This window comes from Rahnella sp. CFA14(1/10) (genome assembly GCF_004195095.1).
GTDB classification, from domain to species: Bacteria; Pseudomonadota; Gammaproteobacteria; order Enterobacterales; family Enterobacteriaceae; genus Rahnella; species Rahnella perminowiae.
Genome location: NZ_SEWS01000004.1, coordinates 1 through 18,471 on the forward strand (window position 1 = coordinate 1; position 18,471 = coordinate 18,471).

An 18,471-nucleotide genomic window follows, 5' to 3' on the forward strand; every position below is an offset into this window, starting at 1 on the left:
GCTTCAGCCTCGCGGAGGATACTGATGATCTGTTCGTCGGAAAAACGCTTCTTCATGGGGATGTCCTCATGTGGCTTATGAAGACATTACTAACATCGTGGTGTATTAATCAACGGGGAGCAGGTCAAAGGCTTTCTTAAGATGGTCTCGAGATCATTCGTTCACTGATCTATCTGCTAATGAGATCCAAGGCTGCACGAATCTCATAAATGCGATAAACGCTGCACTGAAGTGATCATTTTCAACTGGCTCATTCGCTTGGTATGAGCCAGTTTTTTATAGATTCCTTTGTGTGGATATGAGCTGCAACCCTAAATTAACATAGAACGACGTCAGCACAGTCCGCTTCTGGCACACACCAGACAAACACGTGACGCTGAAGGTCTGCTGAGAGTGAACAGCGGACGCTGGGGTTCTTTATAAAAATTCGGTTTGTGTTGTTTTGCATTAGTTTAGAGACGAAAAATATTGCGTCGGTGATTTACCCAGCGCTTTTCTGAACATCGTAATAAATGCGCTGACCGAATCATATCCCAGCGTTCCGGCTACGCGCTGCACGGACTGACCTTCAGCCAGATGGCTCAGGGCAATCATCAAATGCAGTTGCTGACGCCAGCGACCAAAGCTCATTCCTGTCGCCTCTTTTATCAGCCTGGCCAGCGATCGTTCGCTGGTGACCAGATGTGCAGCCCACTGCTTTAACGTTCGCCGATCATCAGGCTCATTAAAAAGTGCCTCCGCCATATTCCGGATTTTAGGATGATCGGATACGGGAAGATGGAGCGCTTCAACCGGCACATCCGGAATATGCTCCAGCAGCACCGCTGCGAGCCTGGCAGTTTTACTGTCAGGAGAATAAGCCTGTCCCTGTTCTGCCAGATACAGAACAAGCTCGCGGACCAGAGAAGTCATCGCCAGGGTACAACAGATTTCCGGCATCGCTGCCGCGCCGGGTTCGATAAACAGAAAGCAGGTATCTGCATTCTTCGTGACCCGGCAACTGTGGGGGATTTCACCCGGAACCCAGACAGCATGTCCGGGTGGAACAAGCCACAGCGCATCCTCAACCTCACAGCTCACTGCACCGCGCAAAGAGATAATAAGTTGTCCCTTACGGTGAGCGTGCGGACTCTGACCTGCATACTCGCCTGACGATGATACATGCAGCGCGATAGCAGCCTGACTGAAAGCATCGGAATTAAACTCATCCGGTGAGGTCACCGGTTTTTTATTAAGTGGCATGATTTAGTTATATGTTGTCAGGTTATCTATATTCTGTAACTCATGCGTCCTTTAAAGTCTTTCTTTTTACCAGAGAAAGCAAAATTTATGTCCCACACTACGAACAAGTGGTCTTCAATCATACTTGTGACCGGCATCCTTTTTATAGCTATCAACCTGCGTGTTCCTTTTACCGCTATCGCACCCGTTTTAGAGTCTATTCGCCATGATTTTGGGCTAAGTATTACTGCCGTTGGGTTGCTTAACTCGCTGCCTTTACTGGCATTTGCCGCCTTTTCACCGCTGAGCGCATCCATCTCACACAAGTACGGTCTTGAACGCACCCTTTTTGGTGCCCTGGCCGTGATTTCAGCTGGCATCCTGCTTCGCTCCACAGGCAGTGTCTGGGCGCTTTATGGCGGAACCATATTGATAGGTATCGGGATTGCCCTCGGCAATGTCCTGTTGCCTGGCCTTATCAAACGCGACTTTTCTGGCAACGTGGCTTCCGTGACGGGGGCATATTCCATCACCATGGGCGCGGCTGGTGCTATTGGTTCAGCCGTTGTCATTCCTCTGACGCAGAACTGGGGCTGGAACATCGCGTTAGCCATGTTGGTTATTGCACCGCTGCTTGCGTTGCTTTTATGGTTGCCCCAGTTAAAGATGAAGCATCAGTTGCCAGCAGCGGGTGAGAAAACAACGGCGACCGTCGCGGTCTGGCGCTCGCCTCTGGCATGGCAGGTCACCTTGTTTATGGGCCTGAATGCGATGCCGTTTTATGTTGCTGTCGGCTGGCTGCCCGCCATTCTAACGGACAGTGGACTCTCCTCAGCCCAGGCCGGTGAAGTACACGGCATTCTTCAGCTGACCACCGCCATTCCCGGCCTGATTCTGGCCGCCACGCTGCGTCGCCTCAACGATCAGAAAGCAGCCGCTGCCGGCGTCAGCCTGTTAACCGCTGCGTCCTTTATCGGCATCATGTACCTGCCGAATCTGGCGATGCTGTGGGCTGCTCTTCTCGGCTTCAGCTCGGGTGCCAGTATGATGCTGGGCCTGACCTTCATCGGACTTCGTACCAAAAATGCCGGTGACGCCGCCGCGCTGTCAGGCATGGCGCAGAGCGTCGGTTATCTGATGGCGGCGATGGGTCCGCTGCTGCTGGGCAAAGTACAGGAGTTGTCCGGAGGCTGGACATTGCCATTACTGATGACCGCAGCAATCGCGGTCGCAGGTGCCTGCACCGGAATGGCTGCCGGACGAAATGCGCATCTGGAACCTGTACAGCAGACGGGCTGAATTGGCTGGCACCACAGGGGAACGATCGGTTCCTCTGCTGTGGATGCTGTCCATTATCGTTCTGAAGCGTACTCTTGCTCTCAAGACCATCTCTTACCGGGAAGGCCGTTTCTCACCTGCGACATCGTTGAAAAGTTCGCCGACCCAGTCAGCAAAAGCACGCACGGCGGGAGAGAGAAAACGCTGATGCGGATAGAGCATCGTCACCGGCACGGAAGGTGGCTGCCAGTCCGCCAGAACCTCGACCAGTTTGCCTTGCCGCAGATTCTCCGAAATCACATTCTCAGCAAGCTGCGCCAGCCCAAAACCCTCAAGGCACAGTCTGATATAGAGTCCCGTTTCGTTAACGGCTGCATCCCCCTCAACCGGCACAGAGAAGGCCTCAGTGCCTCGTGTGAAACGCAGTTCATTAGTGCGTCTTCCCGAACCGGAAAAGTAATGAATCGCCCGATGCAGCGACAACGCTTCCGGCGTCTCAGGCACACCGTATTGCCTGAGATAGTCAGGCGAGGCGCAGGTCACCCAGCGAAACCGGCCAAGTGGCCGCGCAACCAGCGTGGAGTCGGTTAATTCTCCGGTTCGGATCACGCAATCTATCCCTTCCTGAACAAGATCGACCTGCCGGTCGCTGACGCCAATCATCAGGTAAATATCCGGATAGAGCCGGTAAAATTCTTTCAGATTGGGCATGACGACGAAGTGGGCGATACCCCCTGGCATATCAACCCGCAGCCGTCCCTGGGGTCGCCTGACGGAATCACTCAGGCTGGATTCACTAAGTTCAATTAGCGACAGGATCTCCCGGCACTGCACCAGATACTGCAGTCCTTCAGGTGTGAGGCTGACCCGTCTTGTTGTCCGGTTAAGCAGACGTACCTGCAGGTATTTCTCCAGATTTTTAATCGTGCTGGTGACGGTGGAAGCTGGCAGTGACAGTGTCTCTGCCGCGCGCACAAAGCTTCCGGCTTCAGCAACCCTTATAAAAACCTGCATAGCCTGAATCCGATCCATCGTCCTGCTCCTGGGTAAAAGTGAGTCTGATTATTCGCGAATTATGAATTATGAAAACGCTTTAAGCATCTTATTCAGGCTAATAACGTGGTGTATCGTTTCCCCATTAATCAGGAAAGAGGCAGGTTTAATGACCAAATACATCCGAAATATTGTTAACAATCAGAATGTCACTTCACAGGCTACGTTGATTCGTGGCGCGACGATACTGAGCATGGACGGGAACGTCGGTAACATTGAGCGCGGCGATATTCTCATCAACGGCTCAACGATTACCGCCGTCGGCCAGAACCTTGATGTGCCGGGTGCGCATGTCATTGATGCCACCAACATGATCGCCATGCCGGGAATGGTCGATTCTCATCGTCACGCATGGGAAGGACAGTTGCGCCGCATTAACCCAAACGCCACCTGCCTGGACGACTACAGCAACGCCACGCACTTCTCCTTCGCTAAATATTACCGTCCTGCCGATATCTATGTTGGCAACCTGCTGACGGCGCTGGGCGCTATTGACGCGGGCATCACCACAATGATCGATAACTCGCACAACAGCCGAACCGCAGCGCATTCCGATGCCGCCGTCGAGGCCCTGCTTGATACCGGCATTCGTGCCATTCATGCTTCCGGCGCACCGGTAGCTGGCGAATGGGATAAAGCGCACTGGCCGGGAAACTGGCAGCGTCTGCAGGATAAGTATTTCACCGACAACCCTGAAAGCCTGGTCTCTCTCGCCGTCATGGCCCAGCTGGAGCCGGAGTTGTGGGCCGAAGCCCGCCGGCTGGGACTGTCGATTGTCACTGAGTTCTTTGGCGCTGAGATGGGGTCTGAACTTGAGTCGCTGCATCAGCAGGGGCTTCTGGGTCCGGACAATATTTTCAATCACTGCACGGCGCTGCCCGACAGGGGATGGGAAATTCTGCGGGAGGCCGGTGTCCGGGTGAACGTCTGCCCGCGCTCAGATTCGCACTATGGCATCGAAAGCGGGATGTTCGCCATTGAGGCCGCGCAGCGTCATGGCATCAACCCTGGCCTGAGCGTAGACAATGAAACGTCGTACAGCACCGATATGTTTATGGAGATGCGCGTCGCCTTTTACCTGCAGCGCGTGATGGGCATGCATCAGCAGCAGTGCTGCGATTCTGAACATGCGCTGAAAACGCTTCCGGCGGCGCAACTCCTTAAAGCCGCGACTCTTGATGGCGCTGCCTGTGCAGGGCTGCAGGACAAAGTTGGCAGCCTGACGCCAGGCAAACAAGCCGACCTGGTGCTGATTAGCGTCAGTGATCTCAATCTTTACCCGTCCGGCAATGCCTTTGGCACGGTGGTTCATGCCGCCGAGCGCAGCAACATCGACACCGTCATGATCGGCGGACGCATCGTTAAACAGAACGGTAAGGTGCTGGGCGTAGACAGCGCGCGACTACGTGCGGCGATTGATGAGTCGCGTGAGCACCTTTTTGCAGCCTCTGGCTACCAGCCTGACATTTTTGCTGACACCTTCCTGCCGCTGGTGCAGGCCGACTGACCAGGATGAAAAGCATGGGCATGACCTATTACGTAATCGCTTTTGCCGCAGGTCTGGGGATCACCCTGCAGACGACCCTGAACAGCCAGCTGGCAAAGGGACTGGGCGGCGACCCGGTCACTGCGGCGCTGTTTTCATTTACGGCGGGCGCGTTCAGTCTAGGGATTTACGCGCTGCTGCGGGGTGGGTTGATGACATCGCTAGCGGCGATCCCGTCGCAACCCCTCTGGAGTCTGGCGGGCGGAATGATAGGTGCATGTGCACTGTTCAGCTATGTCGTGCTTGCGCCGAAAATTGGGTTTTCAGCTCTGCTCGGGCTGGCGATTGTCGGACAGTTACTTTCCTCGCAGATGATTGATCATTTTGGCTTGTTGGGCGCTGTGCGGCGTCCGGTTTCGTTACTCAGGCTGGGGGGAATGCTGGTTATGCTGATCGGACTTGCCGTCATGCTTTTCAGCGATCGACTTTCTGCGCGTTATCTGCAGTAACTGCGTTTACCCACGTTTACCACAGCGCAGACGCGGGTGAGTCACGCTCAATGTGCAGTACGACCTTTATTTATCCGGAGGATTAACATGTTTTCAATTGCAGCTGATGTCAGGAATACGCTGGGAGAGTGCCCCCTGTGGTGTGAAAGAACATGCAGACTCTATTGGACTGACATTGAATGCAGTGAACTACTCGCCTTAGAAGAAGGCGATGACGCTGTGATGCGCTGGTCGCTGCCAGAACGCCTTGGATCCTTTGCCCTGACCGAAAAGAGTCACATTCTGCTGATGGGACTCGCGTCCAGGCTGGCTTTCTATGATCTCAACACCGGTATTCTTACAACGGTGGCAGCCTCACCGGGAGAAACAGGCACCCGCACAGGTGACGGACGGTGCGACCGTGCCGGTAATTTTGTCTTTGGGACTATGGATGAAGGTTATCCCGTAAAAGTCATCGGTAAGTTTCACCGACTAAATGCTGCAACGCTGACTGTTGAAACGCTTGCGCTGCCCGAGGTCGCCATCCCGAACAGCATCTGTTTCAGCCCCGATGGCTGCACGATCTATTACAGCGACTCGATGCAGGGCAAAATATTCTGCTGCGATTATCCATCTCTGGAGAACCCGCGCGTGTTCACCGAAACAGCAGGCAATGGTGCACCTGACGGCTCCTGCGTGGATGCGATGGGCTATTTATGGAATGCTGAATGGGGAGGGAATCGTATTGTTCGTTACAGTCCGGATGGGACCACAGACACTATCCTGCCATCCCCTGGTATCCAGAGCACCTGTCCGATACTGGCCGGTGAGGGCTTCACCAACCTCTACTGCACCACTGCTTCTGTGGGGCTTTCTGCGCCATCAATTTATGACGGTGCTTTACTGAAGGCCGAATCTGCAGTCTTTGCCGGTTTACCAGAAAGCCGGTTTGCAGCATAAACAATGTGAGAGCTCTAATTGCCGCATGCGGGCAGGACTTTATCTGCTTCAGTCTGCCAGTAATGTCCGCTTCTGGCACCAAACTGCTGTAGGTGAAGCCCATCAGGCTGCTTCGAGCGAGCAGCGGATCTTTGACACTGAGATATTCAGCTTCTACTGGCATTTATTTTGTACCAGCCCTTTTCGGCCTAAATACGAACCGGACATCCCATATATATTTTATTTCAGACGGGTGACTCGCCCAGCACCCAACTGGGTCCGGTATCGGTAAAGCCCGCAGGGAAACGACTCGCGGCATTATATGACTGTATCCAGCCCGGATAACGAATCCCTGGATGACTGACCTCATCGAGCATTCCTTTTTCTTCTTCACTGAGCTCAACAGACAGTGCGCAGAGGTTGCCCCTGAGTTGCTCCACATTACGCACGCCCGCTATAACGCTGGTCACCTGCGGTGACGAAAGCAGCCAGGCGAGCGCAATGCAGGCTGGTGTGGTGTTGTGTTTTTCAGAAACTGCTCTGAGCACATCCACGATATCCCATGCCTGGTTCTTGTCGACGGGTGGAAATTCGATCTTCGCGCGCCTGCCCGAAGCGTCATGATTGCCGCTGCGATCAAACTTGCCTGAAAGCAGCCCGCCTGCCAGTGGACTCCAGCACAGAAGTCCGCTGTGGCTGTCCTTGATTGCCGGCAGGAGTTCATGCTCAATGTCGCGGCAGGCCAGCGAATAAAAAGACTGTACGCTGACAAATTTCTCAAGCTTATGTTCAGCCGAGACACCCAGGGCTTTGGCAAGCTGCCAGCCCGCATAATTCGAACAGCCGATATACCTGACCTTACCCTGTCGCACCATATCATCCAGTGTCCGTAAAACCTCTTCAGGCGGCGTTGCAGCATCAAAGTTGTGAACCTGATATAAGTCAATGTGATCGGTTTTAAGCCGCCGCAGGCTGGCTTCAAGCGCCTGCATCAAGTGATAGCGCGACTGGCCTGCATCATTTGGGCCCGCATTCATTCTGCTGTGCGCTTTTGTTGCAAGGAAAACCTGACCGCGGCGCTGCGCCAGCACTTCGCCCAGCACGCTTTCAGAGCCCCCCGAACCATAGACATCGGCGGTATCAATAAAATTGATGCCGGCGTCCAGCGCCTCACCAACGATAATATCCGCCTCTTTGCCCGTCAGACGGCCGATGGCATTACCGGCGGCATTATCCGCCCCGCCAAATGTCATCGTCCCGAGACAAATGCGTGAAACATAAACCCCTGTTTTACCCAGTTCTGCGTATTTCATTTGGTTTTCTCCGTTAAGCTCCAAATGATAATGACGCAGATAAAAGCTTTCTTTTATTATAGAAATCCCTTTTTTATTATTCATTCGTCCAGGATGTTATGGATCCGCTGTCTGATATTCTTTCACTCCTGAAGGTAGAGGCCATTCTTACGGCCCGTATGGAAGCACGTGGCCCCTGGGCAATGCGGTTTCCCTCTTATAAACACATTAAGTTCGGCACTGTGCTTGAGGGGAACTTCTGGCTCTGGATGGTCGGAATGCAGCCTCTGCTGCTTGAAAAAGGGGACTTCTATCTTCTGACCTCGGGTGACGCTTACTGCTGTGGCTCAAGTCCGGCATTGATGGTGAGTGACGGACGGCAGATATTCTCTTCTCACCGTGAAGCGGATGGCGTGGTCCGCTACGGCCAGGGAGAACTTATCAGTGAGGGGATTGGGGGAAGATTCGTATTTGAGGAGGCTTCCAGCCCGCTGCTTTTAAAACATCTGCCTCCGGTTCTGGTTTCACGACGAGAGGAAAGTTCTTCTCCTGCACTCACCGCCCTTATCACTTTGCTTTCGCATGAAACATCAGCGCTTCGTCCCGGACACGACATTGTGGCCAGTAGCATGGCAATACTTGTTCTGGTGCAGATGCTGAGGGAATACTTAGAGGGTAATCAGAAAGGGACATCCTGGCTGAAAGCGCTCGGTGACAGGAAAATAGGAACCGCACTGTCACTGATACATTCTTCTCCATCTGCAGACTGGACGCTGGCAAGTCTGTCTGCTAAATCAGCCATGTCCCGCAGTGCGTTCGCTAGTCGGTTTCACCAGCTTACCGGTTCAACGCCCGGGAATTATCTGACGTCATGGCGAATGGAGCTGGCATGCGCTGAACTCAGGAAACATCACTTAAGTATTAGTGAGATAGCAAGATTAACCGGATATAAATCTGTTCCCTCTTTTTCGCTGGCATTCAAACGTCATACCGGAAGAACGCCAGGAGGCTACCGCAATCTGCATAAGAACACTTAAGAGGCCACTCTGATAATTGTCTTTTTAATGCGTTTGCAAAATTATCAAAAAGTTATCGCAGCGTGCAAAGATACAACGTCCGCTTCTGGCACACAACGGCCAAACAGGAACAGGGCACCTATGAGCGAAATGCAGACCTGCAATTACTGTCTGCGTTTCCACTCATCGACTACATCACCTAAATTTTTTGGAACATCATTACGTATCCAGGCCATAAATTCTCGATTAAATCGAAAGTCGTCCCCACACTCCTTAATCATGAAACGACGGACGTTTTGAGTGTTTTTGTAGTTTTTATCAACATTCGTAGCACGTGTAAGCAATGAGCTATGCCAATCTATTTTCAATTTACAATCCCCCTGTAATGACTCATTTTTTAGCATTCGTTTCATACCCGAAATTGTCTAAACGTCGAATTCATTGCTTGTTAAGAGCGAGGAGCGGACATCGCTATTCATACTTGAATCCACATCAATGGTAGATCTGTGGTTTTGAGAACATCAAAGCATTTTTACAGTGTAATCTAACCAAGCGGGAAGATTTTCTTTGTACCAGTTGAGATATAAATGAAAATCACTTTTCTGCCGTTCATTAAGCAGTACCACTACCTCGGTAACAATCCATGCTTTGGCAATTGCAATTTCTTTAGCCAAATCATTAGGCTTAGAATGGCGAGATATACAGTTATAGCGTTCTGAAAAATCGGTAAATTTTTGTATAGAGCCCATTCCCTTTATTAGGGGGGCAAGGTCAATTGCTGGGCTTCCAATGCTGAACCTCTCCCAGTCGAAAAGAACTAAATCACCGTCATCCCTTTTTCCCCAATTACCGGCATTACTATCACCTGAAATTAAGCACTGACCACTAAACAGAGCATCACTTGCCTGCTGGAAATGCCGTAACTGTTGTGCTGATCTGCCAGGTAATGCCAAAAGATTGAGCGATTTTTCGAGCGCTGATTCTGACCAAGTGTGATTGTGATAAACCCACGAAGGGTCAGATGGATAGCAATGCAAGCGAGACAGAAATGACAAAACTTCATCTCCTGCAACTTCGTCCTGACCAACTTTATGTGGGATATATTCCAGTCTCAGCTTGCTTAAGGATGGATCGGCGTACAAGAGCTTTGGGGTGGCAATGTCTACCTTAGCGAGGCTCTTTGCTGCATGTTGATAAAAACTATACTCAACATTACTGACAGGACATTTCTCGACTACCTGATGACCTGATTCATCCATCAAAAGTGCCACTTTGGCGATACCCATTCTGGATATATTATCAACAGCCATGCTGACATGTTCCCCAATAATTAATGCAGTGTAGAGCTAGCAATGTCTGCTTTGGCACAGAGCGGGCATTTCAGCTTTGCCCTACCCCTGACATCTGAACTTAGCCTTGATACCAGAACCCAGTAATTAGCCCAGCGCACTCATACTGGTCAAACGCGCCTCATGGCTTCATAACGATGCGGCCAAGCGGTTTCGCTGTCTCGGCGAATTCGTGGGCCGCAGCAGCGCTGGCCAGGGGGAAGATGCGGTCAATGACAACCCTGATGCGCCCTGCGGCTAGAGCCTGCAACATGTCGTCCACACTTGCCCGAACTCCGGGCTTTTCAAAAAGGGGTCCCATAAATACCCCCATGAGTGTCTGGTTAGACTGCATTGGCGGCCACAAGTCGACAGTCAGGCTGCCACCGCCCGCATTACCGACGAAGACGAGACGTCCTTGCGGAGCGAGTGCAGCAAGCGAAGCAGGTAACGTCGTCCCCACCGGATCGACGACGAGGTCAACACCGGTGCCATGGGTGTACTGTCGGACACTGTCCACGACGTTATTCTCTGCACGATCCACGACATGATGGGCACCAAGTTCAAGCAACCGGCTTCTTCGCTGCGTCCCGCTTGCCACGGCGATGACCGTCGCGCCTGCTTGTGAGGCAAGCTGAACGGCCGCGAGCCCCACGCCACCCGCTGCTGCCTGAATAAGGACGGTTTCCCCGTGCCGGAGCATGCCTCGTGTGAAAAGGCAATGATGCGCGGTTCCAAAAGAAATCGGTAACACCGCCGCTTCTGCCGTATCCACCCCGTCGGGTATCAGCCAGGTTCGTTCCGCAGGCACAGCCCAACGTTCCGCATGTGATCCCTGTATGTTAAAAGCGGCGACTCTGTCCCCAACCTTACGGCTACTGACTTTCGATCCGACTGCAATAACTGTGCCCGCGGCCGCGTAGCCGACGATCCATAAAGGATGAGGCGGCGGAGTTGAACGGCGGTTGATCAGATCCCCACCTTCAATCGAGATAGCCTCGACAGAAATCAGGATGTCGTCAGGCCCTGTGACCGGATCCGGGATATCGACATATTTCAGGACGCCGGGAGCGCCTTCCACATCATAAACCGCTGCTTTCATAAATTTTCCTCTGCCTCATCAGTCAATCCGGACCGGTCCGGCAAACCATCCCGGTCCGGCCTATAGCACGTCAGAAATCTCTCTGTTGCCTCTGCAGGCTGCGCGGGCTGCCCTGTTGAATTTTCGACGGGCGGAAAGACCCGTAACGCTCAGGGCAGCCTGGCAATCACCTTAATCTCGAACTTGAATCCGTAAAGCCACGTCACGCCGATCCCGGTCAACGTAGGGTAAGGCGCTTCCCCCCAATATTCTGGCAGGATACTCCAGATAGCGTCGAGGTTTGACTCGGGATCGACGACAAAGAGGGTAACGTCAACCACGTCTCCGAACGTGCAGCCCGCAGCCGTGAGAACAGCATTAAGGTTATCGAATGCCAGCCTGATCTGCTCTTTAAGATCCTGTTCAGGCGAACCGTCCTCCCGGCTACCCACCTGCCCCGAAACAAACAAGAAGCCGTTAGATTTGATGGCCGGTGAATACCGGTTGCGCTCATAGAGCGCCTGTCGCCCGAAGGGAAAAACTGCTTCACGTGTTGTCATGTTTGTACCTTTGCAATGGGGCGAAATCTGCCCAATGAATATAAAGACACTTTACAGGTGCCAGATCGGGTGGATAAACAAGCGACTTTGTTCATCATTGTTTGTAAAATCCAAACAATCGGTGAAAAGAGAGGGTAAGGAATGGATCGTTTCGATGCGATGCGCGCCTTTGCTCGTGTGGTGGAGGCAGGTAGCTTCACAAAGGCTGCCCAAACACTTCATATGAGCAAAACCACGGTGACACAACTCATTCAGCAGCTGGAAGCGCGGCTGCGCGTCAGGTTACTCCATCGCACCACCCGCAAGCTTGGTGTCACTCCTGATGGAGCGGCGTACTACGAGCGCGTCCTTCGCCTGCTGGCGGACATGGATGATGCTGAAAACAGCCTGTCAAGGACGGCGATTACGCCCGGAGGACGGCTACGGGTGGATGTGCCCAGTCCGCTGGCCCGCCTTGTGCTGGTGCCGGCGTTACCGGCTTTCCACGCGCGCTACCCTGATATCCAGTTCGACATGGGCGTGAGTGACCGGGTGGTGGATCTGATCGGCGACAATGTGGATTGCGTCCTGCGCGGTGGCGAAATCAACGACCAGTCCCTGATCGCCCGTCATGTCGGCGATTTGCAAATCGGCGTCTACGTCGCCCCCAGTTATGTGGAACGCCTTGGCGCCCCTGCGCACCCGCAAGAGCTGGAAAACACTGACCATCGCATAGTGGGATTCTTGTCCTCACGCACCGGCAAGATTGATTCTCTGGTACTGCACTGTGAGAGTGAACGTATTGAAATCAAGAGCAGTTATGTGCTTGCAGTGGATGATGGCAATGCTTACCTCGAAGCTGGGCTGGCCGGGTTAGGCGTGATTGCGCTGCCAGTCTATATGGCGGCAGCACATCAGGCTTGTGGCTCCCTGATCCCGCTATTTGAACACTGGCGTATTAATCCAATGCCCCTGTACCTGGCATTTCCGCCAAACCGCCATGTCAGCGCCAGACTGCGAGTTTTTATTGATTGGATCGTTGAATTGATGCAGCAGCATGTTCCCAACTCCAACAATAAGTAAGTACGTGCCAGCCCCCTGATTCGCTCATCAGCGTCGATTGGTGCTCAGACCGGGTGGCATTTGCGGTTCGATGATGGCGTGACTACCCAATGTCTCCGGATGATAAATAAATGAGCAGTCTCAGGCCTTCTGATAAACCCTTTAAAGTCTCCGAGATTAACCGTCTCTTCAACATTGAGACGATTTATTATGAGCTTTCTGTACCACATCCCCGGCACGTTCATCTCACCTGATTATTTGCAAATAAAACCTCTTCACATCACTGCCCTCGCCAAAATAAACAATCTTAAACACCGAACAGAAGATGACTCTCAGCGCTAATTTCTACCCTACTGCAAAAAATTAAGGTTTTTCCACTGATCAAATGAACAAACCGTCAGAGCTGTCAGGTGAAACTAAAAGTGAGAGCTGTGTAACGTTCCCTTAACACGACAATTGACGAATGTTTTGCCGTGGGTATTGTCTATATCTTACAAACGAGCAAACAAAACTGATCATATGAGCAAAAAGCTGAGTATCTAAAACCATAAACCCGTTTGTTTGTCGTTCAGTTATCACTTTCAGCTCTGTCATTTCTTAACGATAGTTCAGAGGTAGTTCTATGAAACAGGACCTTGTAGCGGGTATAGATTCCTCCACCCAGTCTTGCACCGTCATGCTGCGTAGTCTTGAAAATGGCAAGGTGATCGCACAGGCTCGTAAGTTGCACCCACCGACCACGCCGCCGTGTAGCGAGCAGGATCCGCAAGCCTGGTGGGATGCTTTAGTCTCCGCGCTCACTGAATTAAAACAATGGTGGCCACGTATTGCAGGTCTGGCTGTCGGTGGCCAGGGGCACGGCCTCGTCATGCTTGATAATCACGATCGCCCGCTGCGTCCTGCGAAGCTGTGGAATGACACGGAGTCTGCGCCGCAGGCGCGTGAATTGTGCGAGAAGATTGCTCCGGAAGAATGGGCACGCCTGACGGGTTCCGTTCCGGGGCCGGCAATGACCATTTCTAAACTGGCCTGGACAGAACAAAATTATCCGGGGCTGCTGGAAAAAGCCCACCGCATCATGCTGCCGTTTGATTATCTGGTTTACCGTCTGAGCGGTAGCTTTGTGTGCGAGCGCGGCGGGGCATCCGGTACGGGTTACTTCAACCCCTTCACCAATAGCTGGGAACCACAGCTGGCAGCGGTGGTTAACAGTCAAATTGACTGGATTTCCCGCTGGCCCACTATCATCCCGTCGCATCAACCTGCAGGCGTGGTGAAGTTGATGCCTGAGCTGGAGGAACTGGCGGGTGCAATCGTGGGTGTCGGGACCGGCGATAACATGTCCGCCGCGTTAGGGATGAACCTGAAAACCGGTGATACCGGTATCTCTATCGGGACCAGCGGTACGTTGTATGGCATCACCAATAAGGGGATTACCGACAGCACCGGCACCATCAACGGTTATGCCGATGCGGCCGATCGCTTTATCCCCATGATTACTACACTGAACTCCGCCAAAGTCACCGATATGTTTCGCAAAATGCTGCGCGTTACCCCTGACGAATTCGACGAGCTCGCGCTGAGTTCACCACCCGGCGCCAACGGTCTTCAGCTTGTTCCGTGGTTGGACGGCGAGCGCACGCCCAACCTTCCTGACGCCACGGGACACATGCGCGGATTACGTACCACCACAACGATGCAGGATATGGCACGCGCCACCGTGGAAGGCGTGCTGTGCGGCCTGCTGGCGGGCGGTCTGGTACTGAAACAACACGGTTTCACTGACGACGGTCGCATTGTTGTCACCGGCGGTGGCGCAAAGTCGCGCGCCTATCGTCAGATTCTGGCTGACCTGACGGGCAGGCCCGTATGGATTTCTCCGGTGGGTGAAACGGCAGCCGCGGGTGCAGCCATTCAGGCTGCCGCTGCCGTGCTGGGATGCACAAATATTGAAATGGCCGATCGCTGGAGTGTGCCGCTTGAGAAAGTGGCCGGGCCACAACAAGATGCGCGCCATGTCCTGGACGCTTACGTTACCTATGCCAATGCATTATCAGGAGAGCTGCAATGAGTTCAATGACTACCCCTGCCAAAATCAAACCGCCTAAGCAGCCGCTCAAAGTCCCTGCAGAAGCGGGTATCGCCGTGGTTTTCTTACTGGTCATGCTGGGCGGGTTTATCGCCACGCCTAACTTCCTGACTGTTTCGAACATGATGGTGCTGCTTCTGAACGGCGCGGTCATCGGCTTCCTTTGCCTGGGACAATCCTTTGTCCTGCTGACCGGGGGTATCGACCTTTCCTGCGGCTCCATCGTGGCGATGACCTGCGTGGTTGCGGCGTTGCTGATGGAGAAATTTGGCATTCCGTGGCAGCTTGCCGTACCCATCGTGTTGGCGGTGGGTGCGCTGAGTGGTCTGGTAAATGGTCTGATAATCGAACGCACCGGCGTGCCGCCATTCATTGTCACTTTTGCGATGATGGGGGTTGCGGCATCCATACCACAAATTATCACCGGCGCCGAATCGATACGCGTGACGCAAATTGGTTACAGCCTCATCGGTCAGTCAAAACCGCTGGGTATTCCGTTCCCTGTCATAGCGCTGCTGCTGGCCATTGTTATTGGTGTCATCTTCCTGCGCCGCACCATCACCGGGACTCACATCTATGCGGTAGGCGGTAACGCAGATGCTGCACGCTTATCGGGGATCAGCATTCCACGCATCACCCTGTTGGTGTATGCCATTTCCGGGCTTTGTGCGGCATGCGGCGGCCTGATTTATGGATCGCGTCTGATGACAGGCTATCCGACGGCGGGCCGTGGTGACGAACTGTTCTTCTCAATCGCGGGTGCGGTGGTCGGTGGCGTCAGTCTGTTTGGCGGCACCGGCAGCCTTATCGGCGCGATGATTGGCGCCATGCTTATTGCCTCAATATCGAATCTGATGAACGTACTGAACGTCAGTGCCTACTGGCAGCCGCTGGTCATCGGCCTGATCATCCTGTTCGGCGTCACCTTCGATACCTTACGTACCTCGAAAAAAATCGTGATCCCCTGGCTCAAAGTCAGGAAGTCACGCAAAACACAACAATAACGCTTCTTAAACCCTGACCTACATATATCCAGGAGATAAACATGAAACTCCGTACCACAATCACCGCAGGTGCAGCGATAGTCGCACTGTCCTGCATGCTCGCCGGCTGTAACCGTGAGGATACTGAAAGCACCGTGGGTGCCGGCAAAAAAACATTGGGCGTTACGCTGCCGAACCTCACCAACCCTTATTACGTTGCCATGAAAAAAAGCTTTGAAGACAATGCAGCGGCACAGGGCCTGAACGTAAAAATTTCGATTGCTGATAATGACGACGCCAAGCAACTTTCGCAGGTGCAGAACTTCATTGAACAGAAGGTGGATGCGGTCGCAGTGAACTGCGTCTCCTCAGGCCCGTGCGTGTCGATCATAAACCAGCTTAATCAGGCAAAAATTCCGGCGTTTGCCATCAACATCCTTCCGGATACCGAGGGGATGAAGCAGCAAAACGTCACGCTGGTTCAAGGTGTTCAGACCGATCAGCGTGAAGGCGGCAAGCTCATTGGCCAGCAGCTGTTGAAAGACATTGGTGAAAATGGCACGGCGACAGTGGGTATCGTGGGAGAACCAACATCCATTGCCGCAAATGCACGTGATGAAGGCTTCAGGGAAGCCGTGGCATCCAACAAAAACATTAAGTTCGTCGCGCTGGTCAATGGCAAAGTAGAAGAAACAACCTCCCTGAAAGTCACCACTGAAATGCTGCAGGGCAGGCCAGAAATTAACGTCGTGTACTCAGACACCGAACCTTCCGCGCTCGGGTCACTGGCGGCAATCCAGCAACTGGGTGTCAGTGACAAAGTGAAGCTGTATGCGTTTGTGGATAAAGAAGGCGTCAAAGCCGTTCAGAACAACAGCATATTGAAAGCCGGTGCGATTCAGGAGCCGGTTAAACTGGCTCAGTTGCTGGTTGAAAATGCCAGGAAGAGTCTGAACGGTGAACAGGTTCCCGCCATGATCAACAACCCACCGCTGCTGGTCACCAAAGACAACGCAGCATCGGTAATGGGTTCAGCATACTGACTTAAGTGAAAGGCGAAGAATGATGAATTATGTGGCGAAGCAGGTCAAAATCGGTTTTTCGGGTGTGCAGGTTCTCCACGGTGTGGATTTCAGCGTAAAGCCTGGCGAGATCCACGGCCTCTTTGGCCATAATGGAGCGGGTAAATCAACGCTACTGAAAATCCTGGCGGGCGTTAACACGCAGGATAGTGGAGAGCTGATGATCGGCGAAACGCCGGTGCACCTTGCTTCGCCACGGGATGCACTCAACAAAGGTATTGCTTGTGTGTATCAGGAACTCCGTCTCATTCCCGGCATGAGCGTCTGGCAAAACCTTTTTCTCGGACGTGAATGTCGTAAAGGCAGTGGCTTTATAGATGATGCAAGTATGATCGCGCATACCGAGAAAGTACTGAATGATTACCATCTGAGTTTCAGCGCTACCGCGCTGGTCAAAAATCTGTCACATCCTGAAAAGCAGATGCTGGAAGTGGTTTCTAACCTTGATCGCGACGCCCGTTTTCTTTTCCTCGATGAACCGACGACCGCGCTGGAAGGTGCGCAGGCAGAAGAACTGCTGCAGGCAGTACAACGTATCGCACGCGAAAAGCAGATTGGCGTGGTGCTGGTTTCTCATAAATTAGATGAAGTGTTGGGTGTTTGTGATGAAGCGACCGTCATGTGCGGCGGCCGGGTGATTTACAACGAAGGCAAAAAGACGCTGAGCAAAAGCGCCATCATTGACGCTATTGTGGGCGATGCAAATGCCTATCAGGCGCCGTCTAACAGCCGTAGTCTGATACGCGGCGCGATGGGCAAACCCTGGCTCTCGGTCACCAACCTGCAGACTGATCGCCTGAAAGGCATCAACCTTGAGGCATATCGCGGGGAAATTTTGGGTATATACGGGCTGGCCGGCGCAGGGCGAACGCGCTTGTGCCAGACGCTGTTTGGGTTGGAAACCGTTACCGGTGGTGACATCCGGCTGGGTCACAAAGAATACCATCCTTCTTCACCGGCAAAAGCCATTGATAAGGGGATTGCTTACCTGACAGAAGAACGTAAAAAAGATGGCTTCATTCCTCAGATGTCGAGCTATGCCAACGCCATGCTGCCGGTTCTGAAAAAATTCCGTTCTGGCGGATTTGTCAGTCACAGCGCGGCGCGGCAGGCCGCCGCTGAGTTGCTGAGCAAGATGAATACGCTGGGAACGCTGAGCGGACCGATTAAATCGCTTTCCGGCGGCAATCAGCAAAAAGTTCTGCTCGCCAGGGTCATTGCGCAAAACGCCAATCTGGTATTGCTGGATGAGCCGACCAAAGGCGTCGACATTGGGGCAAAAGCGGATATTTATCGCATCATCCATCAGCTGGCGGATAAAGGCTGCTGCGTCATCGTGGTATCGAGTGAGGAAGAGGAATTGCTGGACGTGGCAGATACCATTACGGTGTTCCGACAGGGTAAATGCGATGGTGTGATCATTCCTGCACGCGACCTTAAACCCGCAGATCTCCGCAAAGCCGCATGGGAGCATGCTGAAGCCCAGGCTTAGGGCACTCGTTCCCCGGAACTGAACGCATCCAACGGCCAGCTT

17 protein-coding genes are annotated in these 18,471 nt (G+C 53.0%); 10 read left to right on the forward strand and 7 right to left on the reverse strand.

Going from position 1 to position 18,471, the window contains the following annotated elements; all coding sequences use genetic code 11:
• Positions 1–447: 447 nt before the first annotated feature.
• Positions 448–1,242, reverse strand: a complete 795-nt coding sequence (locus EVX52_RS08940; RefSeq protein ID WP_015697047.1) for a helix-turn-helix domain-containing protein — start codon at positions 1,240–1,242, stop codon at positions 448–450.
• Between the two features lie 87 nt (positions 1,243–1,329).
• On the opposite strand from EVX52_RS08940, the gene EVX52_RS08945 reads away from it, so the two are divergent.
• Positions 1,330–2,520, forward strand: coding sequence for an MFS transporter (locus EVX52_RS08945; protein WP_119261557.1), 1,191 nt, complete (start codon positions 1,330–1,332; stop codon positions 2,518–2,520).
• A gap of 93 nt (positions 2,521–2,613) precedes the next feature.
• On the opposite strand, the gene EVX52_RS08950 is transcribed toward EVX52_RS08945, so the two are convergent.
• Positions 2,614–3,531: a LysR family transcriptional regulator gene (locus tag EVX52_RS08950; RefSeq protein ID WP_015697045.1), complete on the reverse strand. Its 918-nt coding sequence runs from the start codon at positions 3,529–3,531 to the stop codon at positions 2,614–2,616.
• A gap of 130 nt (positions 3,532–3,661) precedes the next feature.
• Between EVX52_RS08950 and EVX52_RS08955 the strand changes: the two genes are divergently transcribed.
• From EVX52_RS08955 to EVX52_RS08965, 3 genes are all read left to right on the forward strand, one after another.
• Positions 3,662–5,059, forward strand: a complete 1,398-nt coding sequence (locus EVX52_RS08955) for an amidohydrolase family protein (RefSeq protein WP_129991134.1) — start codon at positions 3,662–3,664, stop codon at positions 5,057–5,059.
• A 14-nt stretch (positions 5,060–5,073) separates the two neighbouring features.
• Complete coding sequence (locus tag EVX52_RS08960) at positions 5,074–5,547, forward strand: DMT family transporter (protein WP_015697043.1); 474 nt, start codon at positions 5,074–5,076, stop codon at positions 5,545–5,547.
• 87 nt (positions 5,548–5,634) lie between these two features.
• Positions 5,635–6,486 (forward strand): SMP-30/gluconolactonase/LRE family protein, encoded by an 852-nt coding sequence (locus EVX52_RS08965; protein ID WP_015697042.1) that lies wholly within the window; start codon positions 5,635–5,637, stop codon positions 6,484–6,486.
• A gap of 224 nt (positions 6,487–6,710) precedes the next feature.
• On the opposite strand, the gene EVX52_RS08970 is transcribed toward EVX52_RS08965, so the two are convergent.
• A complete protein-coding gene (locus tag EVX52_RS08970; protein WP_013578385.1) occupies positions 6,711–7,778 on the reverse strand; it encodes an aldo/keto reductase in 1,068 nt (355 codons plus the stop codon).
• Positions 7,779–7,876: 98 nt separating this feature from the next.
• Between EVX52_RS08970 and EVX52_RS08975 the strand changes: the two genes are divergently transcribed.
• Positions 7,877–8,794: an AraC family transcriptional regulator gene (locus tag EVX52_RS08975; RefSeq protein WP_013199736.1), complete on the forward strand. Its 918-nt coding sequence runs from the start codon at positions 7,877–7,879 to the stop codon at positions 8,792–8,794.
• 143 nt (positions 8,795–8,937) lie between these two features.
• Here EVX52_RS08975 and EVX52_RS25540 read toward each other — a convergent pair whose 3' ends face one another.
• The 4 genes from EVX52_RS25540 to EVX52_RS08995 all read right to left on the reverse strand — a co-directional run bounded on the left by EVX52_RS25540 (position 8,938) and on the right by EVX52_RS08995 (position 11,742).
• Complete coding sequence (locus EVX52_RS25540) at positions 8,938–9,141, reverse strand: DUF6434 domain-containing protein (protein ID WP_112198305.1); 204 nt, start codon at positions 9,139–9,141, stop codon at positions 8,938–8,940.
• A 153-nt stretch (positions 9,142–9,294) separates the two neighbouring features.
• The gene (locus tag EVX52_RS08985; protein ID WP_112198283.1) at positions 9,295–10,083 is read right to left on the reverse strand and encodes a phosphotransferase; all 789 of its coding nucleotides are present in this window, start codon (positions 10,081–10,083) and stop codon (positions 9,295–9,297) included.
• Between the two features lie 160 nt (positions 10,084–10,243).
• On the reverse strand, positions 10,244–11,203 hold the full coding sequence (locus EVX52_RS08990; RefSeq protein ID WP_129991135.1) for a zinc-binding alcohol dehydrogenase family protein: 960 nt from the start codon (positions 11,201–11,203) through the stop codon (positions 10,244–10,246).
• A 149-nt stretch (positions 11,204–11,352) separates the two neighbouring features.
• On the reverse strand, positions 11,353–11,742 hold the full coding sequence (locus EVX52_RS08995) for a RidA family protein (RefSeq protein ID WP_015697037.1): 390 nt from the start codon (positions 11,740–11,742) through the stop codon (positions 11,353–11,355).
• A 141-nt stretch (positions 11,743–11,883) separates the two neighbouring features.
• On the opposite strand from EVX52_RS08995, the gene EVX52_RS09000 reads away from it, so the two are divergent.
• The 5 genes from EVX52_RS09000 to EVX52_RS09020 all read left to right on the forward strand — a co-directional run bounded on the left by EVX52_RS09000 (position 11,884) and on the right by EVX52_RS09020 (position 18,429).
• Positions 11,884–12,804 (forward strand): LysR family transcriptional regulator, encoded by a 921-nt coding sequence (locus tag EVX52_RS09000; RefSeq protein ID WP_129991136.1) that lies wholly within the window; start codon positions 11,884–11,886, stop codon positions 12,802–12,804.
• Positions 12,805–13,405: 601 nt separating this feature from the next.
• On the forward strand, positions 13,406–14,854 hold the full coding sequence (gene xylB / locus EVX52_RS09005; protein ID WP_129991137.1) for a xylulokinase: 1,449 nt from the start codon (positions 13,406–13,408) through the stop codon (positions 14,852–14,854).
• The gene (locus EVX52_RS09010; RefSeq protein WP_047611322.1) at positions 14,851–15,876 is read left to right on the forward strand and encodes an ABC transporter permease; all 1,026 of its coding nucleotides are present in this window, start codon (positions 14,851–14,853) and stop codon (positions 15,874–15,876) included. The genes xylB and EVX52_RS09010 overlap by 4 nt, the downstream gene beginning before the upstream one ends.
• 41 nt (positions 15,877–15,917) lie before the next feature.
• Positions 15,918–16,898, forward strand: coding sequence for a substrate-binding domain-containing protein (locus EVX52_RS09015; RefSeq protein WP_047607858.1), 981 nt, complete (start codon positions 15,918–15,920; stop codon positions 16,896–16,898).
• Positions 16,899–16,917: 19 nt separating this feature from the next.
• Complete coding sequence (locus EVX52_RS09020) at positions 16,918–18,429, forward strand: sugar ABC transporter ATP-binding protein (RefSeq protein ID WP_223226851.1); 1,512 nt, start codon at positions 16,918–16,920, stop codon at positions 18,427–18,429.
• Positions 18,430–18,471 lie beyond the last annotated feature (42 nt).

What these genes read in the sequence shown, in the direction of transcription:
- EVX52_RS08960 (WP_015697043.1), top strand. Translation starts at nt 5,074, where the DNA reads ATGGGCATGACCTATTACGTAATCGCTTTTGCCGCAGGTCTGGGGATC.
- EVX52_RS08970 (WP_013578385.1), bottom strand. Translation starts at nt 7,778, where the DNA reads ATGAAATACGCAGAACTGGGTAAAACAGGGGTTTATGTTTCACGCATT.
- EVX52_RS09020 (WP_223226851.1), top strand. Translation starts at nt 16,918, where the DNA reads ATGATGAATTATGTGGCGAAGCAGGTCAAAATCGGTTTTTCGGGTGTG.
- EVX52_RS08975 (WP_013199736.1), top strand. Translation starts at nt 7,877, where the DNA reads ATGGATCCGCTGTCTGATATTCTTTCACTCCTGAAGGTAGAGGCCATT.
- EVX52_RS08945 (WP_119261557.1), top strand. Translation starts at nt 1,330, where the DNA reads ATGTCCCACACTACGAACAAGTGGTCTTCAATCATACTTGTGACCGGC.
- xylB (WP_129991137.1), top strand. Translation starts at nt 13,406, where the DNA reads ATGAAACAGGACCTTGTAGCGGGTATAGATTCCTCCACCCAGTCTTGC.
- EVX52_RS08965 (WP_015697042.1), top strand. Translation starts at nt 5,635, where the DNA reads ATGTTTTCAATTGCAGCTGATGTCAGGAATACGCTGGGAGAGTGCCCC.
- EVX52_RS09010 (WP_047611322.1), top strand. Translation starts at nt 14,851, where the DNA reads ATGAGTTCAATGACTACCCCTGCCAAAATCAAACCGCCTAAGCAGCCG.
- EVX52_RS08955 (WP_129991134.1), top strand. Translation starts at nt 3,662, where the DNA reads ATGACCAAATACATCCGAAATATTGTTAACAATCAGAATGTCACTTCA.
- EVX52_RS08940 (WP_015697047.1), bottom strand. Translation starts at nt 1,242, where the DNA reads ATGCCACTTAATAAAAAACCGGTGACCTCACCGGATGAGTTTAATTCC.
- EVX52_RS08950 (WP_015697045.1), bottom strand. Translation starts at nt 3,531, where the DNA reads ATGGATCGGATTCAGGCTATGCAGGTTTTTATAAGGGTTGCTGAAGCC.
- EVX52_RS08995 (WP_015697037.1), bottom strand. Translation starts at nt 11,742, where the DNA reads ATGACAACACGTGAAGCAGTTTTTCCCTTCGGGCGACAGGCGCTCTAT.
- EVX52_RS08985 (WP_112198283.1), bottom strand. Translation starts at nt 10,083, where the DNA reads ATGGCTGTTGATAATATATCCAGAATGGGTATCGCCAAAGTGGCACTT.
- EVX52_RS08990 (WP_129991135.1), bottom strand. Translation starts at nt 11,203, where the DNA reads ATGAAAGCAGCGGTTTATGATGTGGAAGGCGCTCCCGGCGTCCTGAAA.
- EVX52_RS09000 (WP_129991136.1), top strand. Translation starts at nt 11,884, where the DNA reads ATGGATCGTTTCGATGCGATGCGCGCCTTTGCTCGTGTGGTGGAGGCA.
- EVX52_RS09015 (WP_047607858.1), top strand. Translation starts at nt 15,918, where the DNA reads ATGAAACTCCGTACCACAATCACCGCAGGTGCAGCGATAGTCGCACTG.